This window comes from Cupriavidus sp. 05L411 (genome assembly GCF_056398045.1).
Genome location: NZ_JBFTOQ010000006.1, coordinates 39,033 through 54,712 on the forward strand (window position 1 = coordinate 39,033; position 15,680 = coordinate 54,712).

General features: G+C 65.5%; 21 protein-coding genes. All 21 read left to right on the top strand.

Going from position 1 to position 15,680, the window contains the following annotated elements; all coding sequences use genetic code 11:
• Window positions 1–36 precede the first annotated feature (36 nt).
• The 21 genes from AC1DQR_RS08610 (at window position 37) to AC1DQR_RS08710 (ending at window position 15,676) form a co-directional block, all read left to right on the top strand.
• Window positions 37–444, top strand: coding sequence for a HeH/LEM domain-containing protein (locus tag AC1DQR_RS08610; protein WP_441630001.1), 408 nt, complete (start codon window positions 37–39; stop codon window positions 442–444).
• Window positions 445–447: 3 nt separating this feature from the next.
• Complete coding sequence (locus AC1DQR_RS08615) at window positions 448–843, top strand: hypothetical protein (RefSeq protein WP_441630003.1); 396 nt, start codon at window positions 448–450, stop codon at window positions 841–843.
• A gap of 9 nt (window positions 844–852) precedes the next feature.
• On the top strand, window positions 853–1,296 hold the full coding sequence (locus tag AC1DQR_RS08620; protein ID WP_441630004.1) for a hypothetical protein: 444 nt from the start codon (window positions 853–855) through the stop codon (window positions 1,294–1,296).
• Window positions 1,296–1,946: a hypothetical protein gene (locus tag AC1DQR_RS08625; RefSeq protein ID WP_441630005.1), complete on the top strand. Its 651-nt coding sequence runs from the start codon at window positions 1,296–1,298 to the stop codon at window positions 1,944–1,946. Before AC1DQR_RS08620 ends, AC1DQR_RS08625 begins: the two co-directional genes overlap by 1 nt.
• Window positions 1,943–2,122 carry a hypothetical protein gene (locus AC1DQR_RS08630; RefSeq protein ID WP_441630007.1) on the top strand — a complete coding sequence of 60 codons (180 nt, stop codon included), beginning with the start codon at window positions 1,943–1,945 and terminating at the stop codon, window positions 2,120–2,122. The genes AC1DQR_RS08625 and AC1DQR_RS08630 overlap by 4 nt, the downstream gene beginning before the upstream one ends.
• Window positions 2,115–3,020: a hypothetical protein gene (locus tag AC1DQR_RS08635; protein ID WP_441630009.1), complete on the top strand. Its 906-nt coding sequence runs from the start codon at window positions 2,115–2,117 to the stop codon at window positions 3,018–3,020. Before AC1DQR_RS08630 ends, AC1DQR_RS08635 begins: the two co-directional genes overlap by 8 nt.
• A gap of 8 nt (window positions 3,021–3,028) precedes the next feature.
• Window positions 3,029–3,172 carry a hypothetical protein gene (locus tag AC1DQR_RS08640; protein ID WP_416048947.1) on the top strand — a complete coding sequence of 48 codons (144 nt, stop codon included), beginning with the start codon at window positions 3,029–3,031 and terminating at the stop codon, window positions 3,170–3,172.
• A gap of 59 nt (window positions 3,173–3,231) precedes the next feature.
• Complete coding sequence (locus tag AC1DQR_RS08645; protein WP_441630011.1) at window positions 3,232–4,749, top strand: phage tail protein; 1,518 nt, start codon at window positions 3,232–3,234, stop codon at window positions 4,747–4,749.
• A gap of 53 nt (window positions 4,750–4,802) precedes the next feature.
• A complete protein-coding gene (locus AC1DQR_RS08650) occupies window positions 4,803–5,234 on the top strand; it encodes a hypothetical protein (RefSeq protein WP_441630013.1) in 432 nt (143 codons plus the stop codon).
• A gap of 4 nt (window positions 5,235–5,238) precedes the next feature.
• Window positions 5,239–5,607, top strand: a complete 369-nt coding sequence (locus tag AC1DQR_RS08655) for a hypothetical protein (protein WP_441630015.1) — start codon at window positions 5,239–5,241, stop codon at window positions 5,605–5,607.
• Between the two features lie 26 nt (window positions 5,608–5,633).
• Entirely contained in the window at window positions 5,634–5,777 is a 144-nt protein-coding gene (locus AC1DQR_RS08660; RefSeq protein ID WP_441630017.1) for a hypothetical protein, read from the top strand.
• Window positions 5,774–6,247 (top strand): phage virion morphogenesis protein, encoded by a 474-nt coding sequence (locus AC1DQR_RS08665; protein ID WP_441630019.1) that lies wholly within the window; start codon window positions 5,774–5,776, stop codon window positions 6,245–6,247. Before AC1DQR_RS08660 ends, AC1DQR_RS08665 begins: the two co-directional genes overlap by 4 nt.
• Window positions 6,248–6,486: 239 nt before the next feature.
• A complete protein-coding gene (locus AC1DQR_RS08670; RefSeq protein WP_441630021.1) occupies window positions 6,487–8,433 on the top strand; it encodes a phage tail tape measure protein in 1,947 nt (648 codons plus the stop codon).
• A 3-nt stretch (window positions 8,434–8,436) separates the two neighbouring features.
• Window positions 8,437–9,402: a hypothetical protein gene (locus AC1DQR_RS08675; RefSeq protein ID WP_441630023.1), complete on the top strand. Its 966-nt coding sequence runs from the start codon at window positions 8,437–8,439 to the stop codon at window positions 9,400–9,402.
• Complete coding sequence (locus tag AC1DQR_RS08680; RefSeq protein ID WP_441630025.1) at window positions 9,399–10,823, top strand: hypothetical protein; 1,425 nt, start codon at window positions 9,399–9,401, stop codon at window positions 10,821–10,823. Before AC1DQR_RS08675 ends, AC1DQR_RS08680 begins: the two co-directional genes overlap by 4 nt.
• Window positions 10,820–11,485 carry a phage baseplate assembly protein V gene (locus AC1DQR_RS08685; RefSeq protein ID WP_441630027.1) on the top strand — a complete coding sequence of 222 codons (666 nt, stop codon included), beginning with the start codon at window positions 10,820–10,822 and terminating at the stop codon, window positions 11,483–11,485. The genes AC1DQR_RS08680 and AC1DQR_RS08685 overlap by 4 nt, the downstream gene beginning before the upstream one ends.
• Complete coding sequence (locus AC1DQR_RS08690; RefSeq protein WP_441630029.1) at window positions 11,482–11,862, top strand: phage tail protein; 381 nt, start codon at window positions 11,482–11,484, stop codon at window positions 11,860–11,862. The genes AC1DQR_RS08685 and AC1DQR_RS08690 overlap by 4 nt, the downstream gene beginning before the upstream one ends.
• Window position 11,863: 1 nt before the next feature.
• On the top strand, window positions 11,864–13,003 hold the full coding sequence (locus AC1DQR_RS08695; RefSeq protein ID WP_441630031.1) for a baseplate J/gp47 family protein: 1,140 nt from the start codon (window positions 11,864–11,866) through the stop codon (window positions 13,001–13,003).
• Window positions 13,004–13,672 carry a hypothetical protein gene (locus tag AC1DQR_RS08700; protein WP_441630033.1) on the top strand — a complete coding sequence of 223 codons (669 nt, stop codon included), beginning with the start codon at window positions 13,004–13,006 and terminating at the stop codon, window positions 13,670–13,672.
• Between the two features lie 62 nt (window positions 13,673–13,734).
• Window positions 13,735–15,474 (top strand): hypothetical protein, encoded by a 1,740-nt coding sequence (locus tag AC1DQR_RS08705; protein ID WP_441630035.1) that lies wholly within the window; start codon window positions 13,735–13,737, stop codon window positions 15,472–15,474.
• 13 nt (window positions 15,475–15,487) lie between these two features.
• A complete protein-coding gene (locus AC1DQR_RS08710; protein WP_416048933.1) occupies window positions 15,488–15,676 on the top strand; it encodes a hypothetical protein in 189 nt (62 codons plus the stop codon).
• The last annotated feature ends 4 nt before the right edge of the window (window positions 15,677–15,680 follow it).

The following is a 15,680-nucleotide window of genomic DNA, read 5'->3' on the forward strand; positions in this document are numbered from 1 at the left end:
GCTGTGCCGGCCGCCCCGGCTTCCAAAGGAATCATCATGCAATGCGAAACTGTCAAGGTGGTCTCCCCGGTGTCGGAGGGGAACCCGCTGGGCTTCATCGTCATCAACAAGTCCGACCTGACCAACGAGCACGAGCTGTTCGAGGCCAAGCGGCAGCCTGTCGCCGCGCGAATCGATCTCGATACGGCACTGGCCAGTCTGCCTGGCGAGTACACCGACGCGGAATATGTGGTGACGCAGATGCGTGCCCACTTCGGCGACATCTTCACTGCCGACGACGAAAGCAAGGTGCGCTCGCTGGTCAAGTCGAAGGACAAGAGTCCGTCCGACGGTCTGAACGTTGAGCAGCTCAAGGCAGCGCTGACCGAGAAGGGTATCGAGATCCCGGACGGCGCCAAGAAGGCGGACCTGCAGGCCCTGCTGGATGCCTCGGCTCAGGGGTAACCGATGCTGACAGACGCGCAACTGACCGATGTCCGGCGATTCATGGGCTACCCGCTCACCGGGCTGACGATGCCCATCACGGACTACCAGGACGTGGTCTACGGCACGTTCGGCATGGTTGTGATGTCGCTGCACCAGCGCCTGACGACCCTGTCCGCGAGCGAAGAGGCCGTTCTGATCAATACCTACCTGACGAACCTGGCCACGCTCGAGAGCGCCATTCCGGCGGTCAGCGACAACCTCGACACCGACCAGGCGGCAGTCTGGAAGCACAACGCACGCGAGCAGGCCGACCGGGACCGGTTGTTCGACTCGTGGCGCCGGCGCTTGTGCGAGTTCATCGGGTTCGCGCCTGGGCCGGTGTTGGGCCGCGGTGGGATTTCCATCGCAAGGGGATAGGAGAGCGCTGTGACAACGATCGCATGGGACGGAACGACGCTCGCCGCCGACCGCTGCTCTTGGTCCGGCGGCGTGCGCCGGCGCGTCCGCAAAATCTACCGGGTGAGGGCGCCTGGCGGCCGCGTGTTTCTCGTCGCCTTCTGCGGCAACGGCGATTTCGCCATGGCCATCCTGGCCTGGATGCGCGGCGGGGGCCGCCCCGACCCGGCGCACTTCGACGTCGACAAGACCAGCACCTGCGCCGTCGTCATCGGCGAGCGCGGCGGCGTGTGGCAGCTGTCTGGCGCGCTCTCCTACGGGTGCCGCATGCGGGAGCGGATCTTCGCCCAGGGCGCGGGCCACGAGTTCGCCTGGGGCGCGCTGGAGGCGGGCGCGACCGCGCGCCAGGCTGTTCTGATCGCGGCCAAGCGCAGCGACTATGCCGCGCTCGGTGTCGACTGCGTGAGGTTCTGATGGATGCAGCCAAACTCCAAGACCGCATCTATGCCGGCTATGCCAAGGCGGCCAAGCGGATCGGCTACGTCTACGACGTCTACCGGCCGGCCAGCGCGGCTGACCCGCTGACGGCCAAGGTGGCAAGCCTGAATGCTTCGTTCAGCGCGCAGGAATGGTCATACACGCGGCCCAACCTGCCGGACAAGCCGTACTGGTACTGCCTGCTCGACGGCCGCCAGACGCAGGTCGGCGACTACGTGGTGCGCGGGCCTGCTGCGCACTTCATCGCCGGCATGCAGCCCGAGCTGCCGATCCTGACGGTCGAGTGCAACGGCAAGGTCTGGCTGGCGCGGCCAGCTGCATCCGACGCCGTCGGCGATGTGGGCTATTCGGGCAGCTGCGGCCATGTCGACACGCCGGTGCTGGGCACGCCCGGTGGTCCGGGCTGGCCGGCGTCGATCCTGTTCGGTGGCCGCACCCGTCGGTATGAGCCGCTGCCAGCGTCCGCCGACGAGCATGGGTTCCAGGTCTTGCTGCCGTCCAGCATTCCCGTGGCGCTGCGCGCCGCTGACACGTTGACGGACGACCTTGGGCGCCGGTTCCTGGTGGTGGGCGCCGAGCGCACGGACCAGCTCTGGCGCATCGATGTGACTGAGGTGCATGCATGAAGATCGAGGCGTGCCGCGCGATGGTTGAGCGCGCAAAGAGTGACCAGGAACTGGCTGAGCTGATCGCGAAGATGCTGCACGAGGCGGACGCCGCGAAGGCGATGCTGCGGCGCGCCGGATATGGCGTGACAGGGATGGGCCTGCTCGCTACTCTCCACGAGGTGCTTGATGGCTGATCTATCCGACGCCTCGCGCGCGCTGGTGGCACTGGTCGCGCAGACCGCCTACCCAGGGGGCACCGGCCAGCCGTCCATCAGCGGGCAGCCAATCAAGGTCTACGCGGGCTGGCCGAACCCGGCGCAGCTGGCGGACGATATGGCCGCCGGGAAGGTGCACGTCAGCGTCTTCCCGCGCGCGGTGAAGCCCGTTGATAACGCGATTTCGAAGTGGCGGACCATCACCCCGCCGGTCCACACGGTCACGCTGACCGTGGCGGGGCAATCCGTCACGCTTGGCGGTGCGATGTCGACGCCGCAGAACCTGGTCGTGTTCGTCGAGGCGGTGCCCTATGTCTATTCGGCGCAGCCGGGCGACACCCTGGCAAGCGCGGCAACGGCGCTGGCGACGCTCATCGCTGCCGACTACCCTGGCACCACCAGCTCGGGACAGGTGATCACGATCGCCGGCACTCTGGTGACCACCAATGACGGCGTGAACGTCGTGCTGGCCGACGGCACGCCGGTCTACATACAGGGGCCGGTGCCGCCGGTGTTCTGCCGCGTCGGCGGCGCTGCCATACGGCTGCGAGAGGTGCGCCGGCAGGATCAGGAGTTCCTCATCACCGTCTGGGCGAACTGCTACGACGCGCGCGACCCGCTGGCCGGCGCGATCGACTCGGCGCTGGCCGGCATCAACCGGATCACGCTGCCCGATGGGTCGTTCGGGACGCTGCGCTCGCGCGCGCTGTCCAATTCGTGGGACGACCGTGGGCAAAAGGAGCGAATTTACCGCCGTGACCTGGCCTGCTGGATCGAGTACTCGACCACCGTGCAGGCGCAGCACTACGAGGTGACGCAGGGCCAGGTCGTTATCGAGAACGACGCGCCGGCCGTCATCAAAACCATCTACATGTGAGGCCCACCATGATTCTTCGCGTCATTTCGCCATTCAACGGCTACCAGATCGGCGACGAGATCACCGATGCTCAGGAAGTGGCCGCCGTCCTGGCGTCCGAGCAGTCGAACAACGTTGTCAAGGTGGCCGCCCCGCCGGCCAAGTCCAAATAACCCACATCGCATCAATGCGGGCCACCTGAGGGTGGCTCTTTTCGTTTCTGGAGCCATCCATGACCGTTGTTCAAGCAGGGCAGGTGAACCTGACGGCACAGCAGGTGCCTGGCGTCATCGTCGCCATCCAACCCCCGGGCCCGGCGCCCATCAACGGCGTGCCGAGCAACATCGGCGGAATCGTTGGCACGGCCACCTGGGGGCCGGTCGGCGTGCCCGTTCCAGTCTCCGACTATGCCGGTGGTGCTGCGGTGTTCGGCCCGATGCAGGCGCGCAAGTACGACCTGATGACGGTGCTCAACTGGGCCGGCATGCAGGGGAACGTTGGCGCTTTTGCGCTCGTGCGCGTGACCGACGGCACCGACGTGGCTGCCGCCGCGACCTTCAGTACGAACTTCGTGACCCTCACGTCGAAGTACACCGGTTCGCTGGGCAATAGCATCTCGGCGATCCTGGGCGCCGGCACCGCGGCCAGCACCACCAAGCTGACCATCACGCTGGCCGGCTACCAGCCGGAGGTCTACGACAACATCCCAGGGGCCGGCGCCACGCTGCGGGACAACATCGTCAAGGCCGTGAACTTCGGCAACAGCCAGTTTCGGGGACCGTCGACGATGTGCGTGGCCACCGCTGGTGCTGGTACCGCGCCCCCGACCCTGCCGGCCACCGTCTCGCTCATCGGTGGCACCGACGGGGCGGCCTCCATCACCGGTTCGATGCTGCTGGGCGCGGACACGGCGCCCCGCAAGGGCATGTACGCCCTGCGCAAGTCCGGGGCCAGCGTGATTGCGCTGGCCGACTGCGACGACTCGACGACCTGGTCGACGCAGGTTGCCTATGGCCTGGGCGAGGGGTCTTACATGCAGATGGTCGGGCCGGCAGGCGACACCATCGGCAATGCCGCGACGACGAAGGGAGCTGCCGGCATCGACACATACGCGGGCAAGGTGATCTTCGGCGACTGGGTGTACGTGAACGACACGACCATCAACCAAGTGCGCCTCATCTCTCCGCAAGCGTTCGCGCTGGGCCTGATGGTCAACCAGTCACCCGAGAAGAGCACGCTGAACAAGCAGTTGCAGGGCATCGTCGCTACCCAGCGGACCTACAACAACCAGCCTTACTCGACCGCCGAGCTGCTGCAGCTGGTGCAGGCCGGCATCGACGTGCTGACCAACCCGTCCCCGGGCGGCAAGTACTTTTCATTCGTGCTGGGCCTGAATTCGAGCAGCGACCAGGCATTGCGCGAAGACAGCTACACGCGCCTGACGAACTACATCGCGTACAGCATCGATGCCTGGGGCGGGAAGTTCACTGGTGAGCTGCAAGGCTTCGACGACGAGGACGATACCCGTTCGAATGCGTTTGCCGGGCTGGATCAGTTCATGTCGAACATGGCAGACGTGAGGCCCAAGATGATCGACGCCTACAAGGTCGTGCTCGACAGGACCAACAACCCTGACGCGCGTATCCGCGCGGGCTGGATGCAGGCAAACGTCCAGGCGCGCTACATGGCGGTCGTCCGCAACTTCCTGGTCAACCTGCAGGGCGGCCAGACCACCGTGATCGTGCAGTAAGCACCCGATAACACCGCCCGGCTCGCCGGGCTTCTCTCTTTCTGGAGAACAACATGCCGCAACAAGGGCTTTCCGTCGGGCGCGATACCACGCTGGTCATCCAGACCCCGACCGGTCCACTGCAGATCCCGAAGCTGACCACCTTCCGGAAGAAGCAGGACACCACGCAGGAACGCGTGAAGCTGATCACCGGCCTCTCTGTGCACCTACGCTTCTTTGATGGCTGGTCCGGCTCGTTTGGCGTCAACCGGGCTGGCCCGGAGATCGAGTCGTACTTCGACCAGCTCGAAACGGACTACTACTCGGGAATCAACGAGCAGCCGTGCCAGATCTACGAGACCGTCTCGGAACCGAGTGGCGCAATTTCGCAGTGGCGCTACGACGGGGTCGTGCTGTCGCTCGACGATGGCGGCGAGGCCGCTGGAGACGCCTCGGTCAAGCTCTCCCTAACATTCATGGCCTCGCGCCGCAAACGGATCGCCTGAACTCATGAGCACCCCAACCGTTACCCTTCGCCCTTCCGAAGAAGTCGTCGCGCGCGCCGCGGCGGAAACCACCGTGTCCGATTCGACAGGGCGCCAGATCACCCTCAAGAAGCCCGGCATCCTGGCGCAATTCCGCCTGGTCGAGGCCATGGGGCCCGAGGCAGCAGAGAACAGCGTCTACCGGTACATGTGCCTGCCGGTGCTTTACGTGGCCGCGATCGATGGCGAGCCGGTTCTGCCGCCCACCAGCAAGCTGGAACTCGAAGCGCTGATCCAGCGCCTGGACGAGGCCGGTATGGTGGCCGTGCAGCAGGGCATGGCCAGGATCGATGGCGCTGCCGGCGGCGGGGGCGCGGAAGCCGCAAAAAACTAGCGCGGGCCCCGGCGTTCAGGCAGGCCATGCTGCTGATCAAGAATGGCGTGCCGTACGACGTGGCCTTTTCCTACACGGCCGAAGAGCGCTTCGCAGCCTGCGTGGTGATGCGAGAGTTTGATGGCGAGAAGTTCGACTGGGAGGCGATGGCCTTCAGGGAGCGGGGATGAAGACATTTCGCAGTATGGCCGACTTCGCCAACCACTTGACGATACTTGCCGCCGAGGCCCCCGCCGTCACGCACCACGTGACGGAGAAGGGCGCGGAGCTGATCCAGAAGATCGCCAAGTCGGAGATCGCCCATTACCAGCCGGCCGTCGGCCCGTTCGCGAAGTGGGAAGAGCTGACCGCTGAAACCGAGTTCGACAAGATCCGGAAGGGCTATCCCGTTGACGCGCCATTGCTTCGCAATGGGCAGATGCGCGACAGCATCGAGACGACTGTGATCGGCAACGAGGCGGTGGTGGGTTCGAATGACCAGAAGATGGTCTGGCACGAACTCGGAACTCGGACGATTCCCCCGCGCGCCGTGCTAGGCCCGGCGGCTATCCGTGCCGGTAAAGACATTCAGGCGAGGTTTGGCCGGACTGTCGCTGCCTGGTTGGCGGGCCGGAGCTGGCGCAACCCGCGGCTCAAGTAGGCCGGAGATCGCGCCTGCGAGAGCGGGTAGGCCAACAAGCAGGATGGCAAGCGTCACGAAAACGCGACGCACACGGCGGTCTAGGCGCGCTTGCTGCTCTTCATCGCTCAGCACCAATTCTTGTCGCACGCCAGGGTATTGCATCCATGAAGTGTGCTCTGCTAGCCACTTGTGAATGCGGATCTTCAGCGAGTGCATGGGTTCGGCAACGGACTCTGGAATGATAAGTATAGGCCACCATGATCGACGTTTATAAGATCGGCGCCACCCTGGTCCTGAACGACCTCATCGCTCCGCAGCTGCTCAAACTCGCCTCCGAATTCCGGAAAGTCGACGCGCTGGCGGCCAACGTGAACCGGCATCTGGCCCAGATGGACAGCCACGTGGCAGGTATCCGCGGCATCGCACGCGCCAGCGGCACCATGGCGAACAACATGGGTCGGGCCAATACCGAGGCCGCACAGCTCGCGCGCAGCATGAATGCCGTGCACGCCGCTGGCGTCGCGGCCTCGCGGTCGGCCTTTATTGGGCAGTTCGGTCCAGGTGGTGGGGGTGGCGGGCGCCGGCCACCCGTTCCCCCTGGGCCGGTAGGCTTCAATCCAATTCCGCCGAGGCGCCAAGGCGCCGGTGGGGCTGGTGGCGCTGCCGGTGGCGGGGGCGGCTTTGGCGGGCACGGCGGTAACGTGCATGTCGGCTCGGGTGGTTTCGGGGTGGGCGCAGTCGGCATGGGGCTGCCCGGCGGCGCGCTGGCGCCTGTGGCGGCCGGCTTCGCGGGCCTGTACGTGACGAAGGCCCTGTACGACGCGGGCAAGGAATACCAGCTGGCCGCCGCTCGATTCAGGACCATGAACCTGGGCGATGAAGTCAACAAGGACGCGGACAAGTTTGCCCGCGGCACTAAGGTCTTCGGCACGTCCAGCGCCACGCTGATGGAAACCCTTCGGGAATCCGTGGGCATGTTCGGCAATCTGGATGTTGCCAAGCAGGTCGCGCCGACGCTGGCGGCCCTGAACGCAGCCAACTCCGTGCTGTTCAGCGGCAAGGTGGGCAGCCTTGACGAGGGGGCGGTGCGCGCGGTCATGCGCTTCAACGACATGCGCGGCCTGACCAACAACAAGGAAGAGTTCATGCGCGGGCTGGATCTTGCCCAGCGCATGGTGACCGGCTCTGGCGGTGCGCTCAAGTTCACCGACCTGGAGGCCATGGCCAAGACGGGCGGCGCGGCGTTCAAGGGGCTGAGTGACCAGGGGATCATGAACCTGGCCACGCTAGCCCAAGAGCAGGGCGGTTCTCGCACCGGTACGGCGCTGATGTCGATGTATCAGAACCTGGTCGCCGGGCGCACGCCGAAGAAGACCATGGCCGCGCTCGCTGACGCCGGCCTGGCCGAGCTCACCGAGGTGACTAGCGGCAGCGTGGGTGGGAAGACCATCAAGTCGATGGCGCTGAAGAACATCGTCGACGAGAAGATGCTGCGCGAGGATCCTGCGCAATGGCTGATGACCTACGCCACTGGTGCTGCGAAGAAGGCCGGCGCCAAATCCGATTCCGAGGTGATCGCCTTTGTGAACCAAATTCTTTCGAACCGGCAGGGGTCGAACATGGGCGCCAACTTTACTACGCAGCAGGCGCAGGCACTGCGCGATGCGAAGCTGGTGAAGAATGCCAAGGGTGTCGAGGGCACGATCAAGGAAGCGAAGGAAACTGCGCCAGGCGCCGAGGCGGACTTTATCGCCGCGTGGGAATCAATGAAGTCAGAGATGGGTAAAGGCATTCTGCCCACGGTCACCAAGCTGCTGAACACAGGCGCCGACTTCTTCCGTTCGGTGAACGACTGGGGGCAGAAGAACGCTGGGCTGAGCGAGAAGCTTCAGGCCGCGGGCAGTCCGTTCTCTCTCGATCCGCGTGCCATCGGCACCGGCGGGGCGATCGGCTGGGGCTATCGGGCGATAAAGGCGTACCTCTCACCCGATGTCAGCGACCAGAACGACCGCCGACTGGCCAAGGCGGATCCAATCGGCACCCCTGCGCCGCAGATGGTCCAGGTAAATACTGCGATCAAGCTGGACAGTCGGGTGCTGGCCGAAGCCACCAGCTTCCACCAAGCCCGGGACCTCGCTCGACCCCAGACCGGCCCCGGCACCTTCGACACCGGCATGGGCATGCGCCCGCCAGCACTGAGATAAGCCATGACCGACTTTGTCATGCAGCTCGGCGACTTCCAGTTTGATCGCGAAGAGGTCCCCGAGAAGATCCCGTTTGGTGGCGAGCAGCAGCTGGCGGTCCACCGTCTGGTGGGCGGCGTGAAGGTCGTGGACGCCATGGGCGCGTTTTCTGCGCCACCAGAGTGGTCGGGCTGGTTGCGCGGTCCGAAGGCGTTGGCGCGCGCGCGGGCGCTCGATGGGATGCGGGTGGCGGGGGCGCCGGTGGTCCTCAAATGGTCTGAGCTGGTGTACGCCGTGCTGGTCCGGGAATTCCGGGCGGACTTCGAGCGCTTCTACCAGATCCCGTACCACATCACTTGCGAGGTGGTGGAAGACCTCACACTCTCCACCGCCGGCAAGGGCGGTCCCAGCATCGATAGTCTGATCAACGGAGACATCGCCTCGGCCGACAGCCTGGTCTCGGGTATCGGCAATATCTCGCTGTCGAGCATCATGGGCACCGTGAAGAACGCCGTCAGCAACGTGTCGAGCTTCGCCAACGCGGCGCAGTCCACATTAAATAGTGTGCTGCAGCCGATCGCGGCCCTGCGCAATGAGGCGCAGAGCATCGTCGCGCAGGTGAACAACACGCTGGTCAACGTGACCACGCTCGGCGGCATCCTGCCGAACAACCCCATTGCACGCCAGGTGCAGACGATTTCGGGCCAGATCCTGGCGGCGCAGCAGCTGCCGGCGCTGATCCAACTCGATCGCGTCATGGGCCGGGTGCAGTTGAACGTCGGATCGATCTACGCCAGCGCGAAGCAGGTCACTGTAGCCGGCGGCAACCTTATGGACATGGCCGCCAAAGAGTGGGGCGACGCCATGGCCTGGACGGGGCTGGCGAAGGCCAACCCGCAACTCGGCGGGGATCCGCAACTGCCGCCCTCGGTCCAGACGGTGACGATTCCGCCTTCCAAGGACCAGGTTGGCGGACTGGTGAACTCATGAGCCTGAACGAACTCCCTGTGCAGGCCACTTCCCGGCAGCCGCGCGGCATCGTCAAGGTCGCCGGCGTGCGCGTGGATGCCTGGATCGACTGGTCAGTGGACAACAACACGTTCTACCAGGCCGACACGTTCCGCGTGTCGTTCGCGGTGACCGCGCTGCCCGCCGAGACCAACGCGGCGTGGTTTGCGGCTCAGAAGGAAGCGTTCGTCGAGATCTTTGCCGGCTTCCCGGGCGATCCGTCCAACTTCAGCGAGTCCGACCTGCAAAGCCTTATTTATGGACGGGTGGACGACCTTGACTATGACCCGGTCGCTACCACCCTGGTGCTGACCGGGCGCGACCTGACAGCGGCGTTCATCGACGCCAAGACGTCCATGCAGTACCAGAACCTGACTTCGTCGGAGATCGCAATCCAGCTGGCACAGGCGCACGGCCTGACGCCAGTCGTGGCAGCGACGACGACAAAGGCCGGCAGCCTGTATGCCTATGACCACGTGCGAATGGTCGACCAGCGCAGCGAGTGGGACTTGCTCACGTGGTTGGCGTCGGAAGAGGGGTTCATCTGCTACGTGAAGGGGCAGGAGCTGCATTTCGAGCCGCGGCAGGAAGACACGCTGCCAGTGGTGCCAGAGGACAAGGCCGCCCTACAGAAGGAGTTCGATGAGGTGTCGGCAGCGTGGCGGGCCGAGCAGGAGAAGGCGAAGGCCTTGAACAAGGCGGCGCTGGCCGATTCCGATGCGAAGGATGCCGCGGTGGCCGCTGGCGACGATGCAGCGGCCGCAGCCGCGCAGCAAGCGGGGCTGGCAAAGGTGGCAGAGGCGACCGCAACCCTGGATAGGGCGCGCGGGCTGTACAAGAAGCGCTACCACGACCTGAACGAGCAACTCAGCGGCATCTCGTCCGCGCCAGTGGGTGGGCCTTCCAACGTCTATGAGCTGCGCTGGGTTGTGGATGGCCAAGGGAACCCTTCGGCCAACGTGCGGGATCTGCGGCTTTCGCGAAGCCTGACGGTTGCGAAGGGCGTCACAGTGGTGGTGCGGTCCTGGCACTTGAAGCCGGGTAACAGGATCACGGCCTATTACCCGAGCCGCGGCAAGACAATCCAACCGGGCAAGGCGTCGCCCTTTGGAAACCAGCAGATCTACACGATCAACCGCGGCGGCCTGGATCAGGACCGGGCCAACAAGCTTGCCGAGAAGACGCACCGCGAGATCACGCAGCACGAGATGAAGTTGCGCGCGCGGCTGCCGGCCGACAACGTGCTGACGCAGACCACCCTGGTGCGCCTGAACGGCACCGGGACCGCCTTCGATCAGGACTACTACGTGGACGGCATCACGCGCCAGATGAGCCTGGAAGAGGGCTACGTGATGGACATCTCGGCCAAGAACCACAATCCCGACTCGGTGCCGCCCCTATGATGCAGCGCTTTCGCAACCAGATGGCCCTTGCTGCCGAGCTGGCGCAGGCCGGGCGGGCGGAATGCTGCGTCGGCATCGTCACCAGCTACGACCCCAGTAACGCTTCAGCAAAGGTCCGCCTGGAACCCGCCGACCCGGACTTCCCCGACCGTACCCTGACAGGCTGGCTGCCTGTCGCCTCGCCATGGGTCGGCAATACCTGGGGCCTGGACGCGCCGCCCAGCCCTGGCGACCAGGTTGAGGTGAAGTTCTTTGGGGGCGAAATCGAGACTGGCTACGTGTGCGGGCGGCTGTACAGCGACGCGGCGCGGCCACCCGGCGCGCCGTCCGGCGAGTTCTGGATCGTCCATCAATCCGGGTCGGCGCTGCGGTTCAAGAACGACGGCACCGTCGAGGTGGTGGCTCAGACCACGGCCAAGTACACCGCCCAGTTGCACCACTTCGTCGGGCCCGTGCAGATGGACAACACGCTGCTGGTCGAACAGACCATCACCGGGCAGGGCGGCATGGACATCTCGGGGGACAACGGTTCGGGCGCCACCTCGACGGTGACCGGCAACCTGGACACCACCGGCACCATCCACAACAACGGCGTCGACATCGGCAGCACGCACCGCCATAGCAACGGCAACGGCGGCGCCAACACAGGCACACCGGTATGACCCAGCAGCTTCTCAACGACGTCGACCACTGGGTCGGGAACGACCTTGGCGTCTCGCCGACCGGCGATCTCGGACAGGCCAGCGGTGACACGCGCACACAGCAACGCATCGTGCGCCGATTGGTCACCAACCCAGGCGAGTACATCTTCCACCCCGAATACGGTGCGGGCCTGCCGGCCAAGATTGGCCAGAACGCCGATCTGCCTGCGCTGCGCGCGCTCATCCGCGGCCAGGTCCTGATGGAAGACGCGGTTGCCCGGCAGCCCGAGCCCGAGGTGGACCTGCAGCAGATCAATTCCGGCTTCGCCGTGACCGTCCGGTACACCAGCGCGACCACGCGCAAGCCGGTAACCCTCAGCTTTGACGTGAACCGCTGACATGGCCATTTCCACGAAGGACTTCACCACGCTGGTGCGCGAGAGCGTGACGGCCATTCAGGGCTATGCGAGCGTCCTGCTCGATCTCACGATCGGGTCGATCCTGCGTGCGGTTGTGGAGGCGAACGCCGCGGTGACGGTCTGGCTCGAAAGCCTAATCATGCAGGTCCTGGCGATCACGCGTGCGGCTACGTCCAGCGGTGCCGACCTGGACAGCTGGGTGGCCGACTTCGGCGTGAGCCGGCTGCCGGCCACCTACGCGACCGGGCAAGTCACATTCTCTCGCTTCACCGCGACGCAGCAGGCCGTGGTGCCGGTCGGCGCCACAGTCCAGACGGGCGACGGCACGCAGCAGTACGCTGTCGTCGCCGACACGACCAATCCGGCCTACAGCGCCACGCTGGGCGGCTTTGTGTTGGTGGCGGGCACGCCTAGCGTGAGTGTGCCCGTCCTGGCGGTGCTGGCCGGCGCGGCCGGCAACGCTGTAATCGGGGCGGTCTCGGTGATTGCCGGGGCGATTTCGGGCGTGGATACCGTCACGAACGGCGCCAGCTTTGCCAACGGCGCTGACGCTGAATCGGACCCAGCCTTGCGCACGCGCTTCATCGCTTACATCCGCAGCCTGTCCAAGGCCACAAAGGACGCCGTAGGCTACGCCATCACGTCCCTCAAGCAGGGCGTCACGTACGCGCTGGTCGAGAACCAGACGTACGCCGGCGCGGTGCAGATGGGTTACTTCTATGTGGTGGTAGATGACGGCACCGGCGCGCCCGGCAGCACGTTCCTCGCCACCGTGGCGAACGCGATCGACGCAGTGCGGCCGCTGTGTAGCAGCTTCGGTGTGTTCGCGCCGGCGCTGGTGAATGCCTCGGTGGCGATGACGTGCACGGTTGGTGCCGGCTACGACGGCGCTGCCACGCGGCAGCTCGTTGCGACGGCCCTGGCGAACTACATCAACGCGCTGCCGCGCGACGTGGTGGCGCAGACCATGACGCTGCCCTATAGCCGGCTGGCACAGGTGGCCTATGATGCCTCGCCGGGGGTCACCAACGTGACGGGCGTTACTCTGAATGGCGGCACGGCTGACCTGGTGGCCACGGCCAAGCAGACTGTCAAGGCCTCTACGATCTCGGTGGCATAAATGGCAGTCGGCGATCAAAACGATGTCCACCGCCGGCTGCGGGGCTACCTGCCGCGCTGGTTCCCCGATGAGAGTCAATCCCCAGTCATTACCGGCCTGCTGCAGGGTCTGGCCTACACCAGCGCCTTTATCTACAGCCTGCTGAGCTACGCCCGCCTGCAGACGCGAATCAAGTCCGCCACCGACGGCTGGCTCGACATGATCGCAGCTGACTTCTTCGGCTCGGCGCTGCTGCGCGCGGCAAACCAGTCGGATGACTCGTTTCGGGCGCGGATCCTGATCAACCTGTTCCGCGAGCGAGCGACGCGCGCGGGCCTGATCCGGGTACTGCAGGACCTGACGGGCCGCACGCCGGTGGTGATCGAGCCGACGCGGCCGGCGGACACTGGCGCATACGGCGGTCCTCTGATCGGGTACGGCGTGGCCGGGGCGTACGGCTCGATGCTGATGCCATTCCAGGCCTTCGTGACAGCGTTTCGCCCGGCCGGCACGGGGATTCCAGTCATTGCCGGCTACGGCATCTCGACCGGGGGCTATTCGCAGGCCTCCCGCGCCGCCTACGCCTCTCTCTCAATGATCCAGGGGGGCGTGACCGACGCAGACATCTACGCCGCGATCGACAGCGTCAAGCCGGTGGCCACGATCGTGTGGACGCGGATCAGCAGCTAACCCTACCTTCACAGCTTTGCTTTGCGGCGCCTACGGGCGCCGCTCTCATTTCCGGAGCCTAAATGGACCGCCAGATCGTCTACCCCGGCCAGATCCCCCTCGAGACGGATCTGCTCAACACCAACAAGTACGCCATGGTCGCGCTGGCCAAGATGGCCGCTGCGATGCTGGGTACCGCCACCGTGGTGAGTGGCCTCGGCTGCGTGCCGACCGGCCCGGCCTCGTTGCAGGTCGTCGTGAACCCCGGGGAGATCTACAGCCTTGCCAACATCGACGCGACGGCCTACTCGTCGCTGCCGGCGGACACCGCGCACAGCATCCTGAAGCAGGGCATTTCCCTCGACCCCGTCACGCTGAGCTGCCCCGCGCCGGCCACCGCCGGCCAGAGCGTGAACTACCTGATCCAAGCGGCATATCAGGACTCGGATACCGGCCTGATCACGCTGCCGTACTACAACGCCAGCAACCCCACGCAGGCCTGGTCCGGCCCGGGCGGCAGCGGCGCCCAGCAGGCAACCGCACGCAAGGGCATCGTTAGCATCCAGGTGAAGGCCGGCGTGGCGGCCACCACTGGCACGCAGACGACGCCCGCGCCGGATGCAGGCTACTCTGGCCTGTGGGTGGTGACGGTCGCCAACGGCCAGACCACCATCACGTCGACCAGCATCGCCCAAGCGCCCAACGCGCCAATCCTGCCGGCGGACCTGCTGCATGCGATCCAGCAGAATGCGCTGACGACGGCAGTGGACACCGGCACGGCCAATGCCTATGCCGTCAGCTACTCGCCGCCGATCACCACGCTGACCGACGGAATGGTGCTGTGGTTCAAGGCCAAGACGGCAAACAATGGCGCCTCGACGCTGAACGTCAACGGCTTGGGCGCGCAGCCGATGGTCGGTGGCGCGCACAGCGCGCTGCAGGGCGGCGAGATCGTCGCCGGCGGCAAGGCTCAGGTCGTCTGGCGCGCGGACATCAGTTCGTTTGTGCTACTGGAATGCACCGGTGGCGCGCTGCAGGTTGCGCCTGCGACACAGCCACAGCATGCGGTGCAGCTCACCCAGGCGTCCGGTATCGTGGGGTCGGCGCGCAACGCCCAGATGCTGGTCGCAGCCGCGTCCTCGACGGCCACGTTCACAGCCGACGAGCTGATTGTCGAATCGGCGCTCGGTGGGGCACGATACTGCCTCGCCGGGGTCAATCAGACGATCAACCTGGCCACCACCGGCGCAGGCGGCATGGACGGCGGGACCCCGCCCGCCAATGGCTACGTGGGGATCTACGAGATCTACAACCCTACCACCAACAGCCGTGCGCTTTTGGGGCGCGATGCGACTAGCGTGCTGCTGCCTGATGTCTATGGTGGCGCAAACATGCCAGCCGGCTACACGGCGTCGGCGCTTGTTGCCGTGTGGCCGACCGACGGCGCCGGGAAGTTGGTCTCGGCAAGCATGATCGGTCGTAGGGTTCTGATCCCCACGACGGGGGTTCTCAGTTCCAGCGCTCAACAGGCATCGCTCACGCCGCTGTCCCTTGCGGGGGCGGTCCCGAAGAATGCAAGGCATGTCAGGGGCTGGTTAAGCGCCCTATGCAATACCGTCGGAACGGCGCAGAACATGTCCCTTTCAAGCGCCGCCTCGGCGTTGGGGTCGGCATACTTCGGCGCCGCCGCCTCGTTGGCCGGCGTGAGCACCATTGGCATGGTGGAGATCGACATCGTTGTCCCCCAGACGGTCTACTACACGGCGCAGACTACAGGCGGCATCGCGACGTTCAGCATTTCCGTTATGGCATACGATTTCTAACGAGAGGCGTGCGATGAAAGACATTTGCGTGCAGTTTTTGGACGCATCGGAAGCCACGGTGGTCTCCGTGTTTGGTGCCCCGCAGGACCCGGCCGCATGGTCGAACTTGGGCCGGGTTCCGAGTGATGATCCGAGGTATGCCGCCTATTACGACTCGCTTCCCGAGATGTCGCGGCAGTTCATGGTCGCGTCTGGCGCCTGAGTTG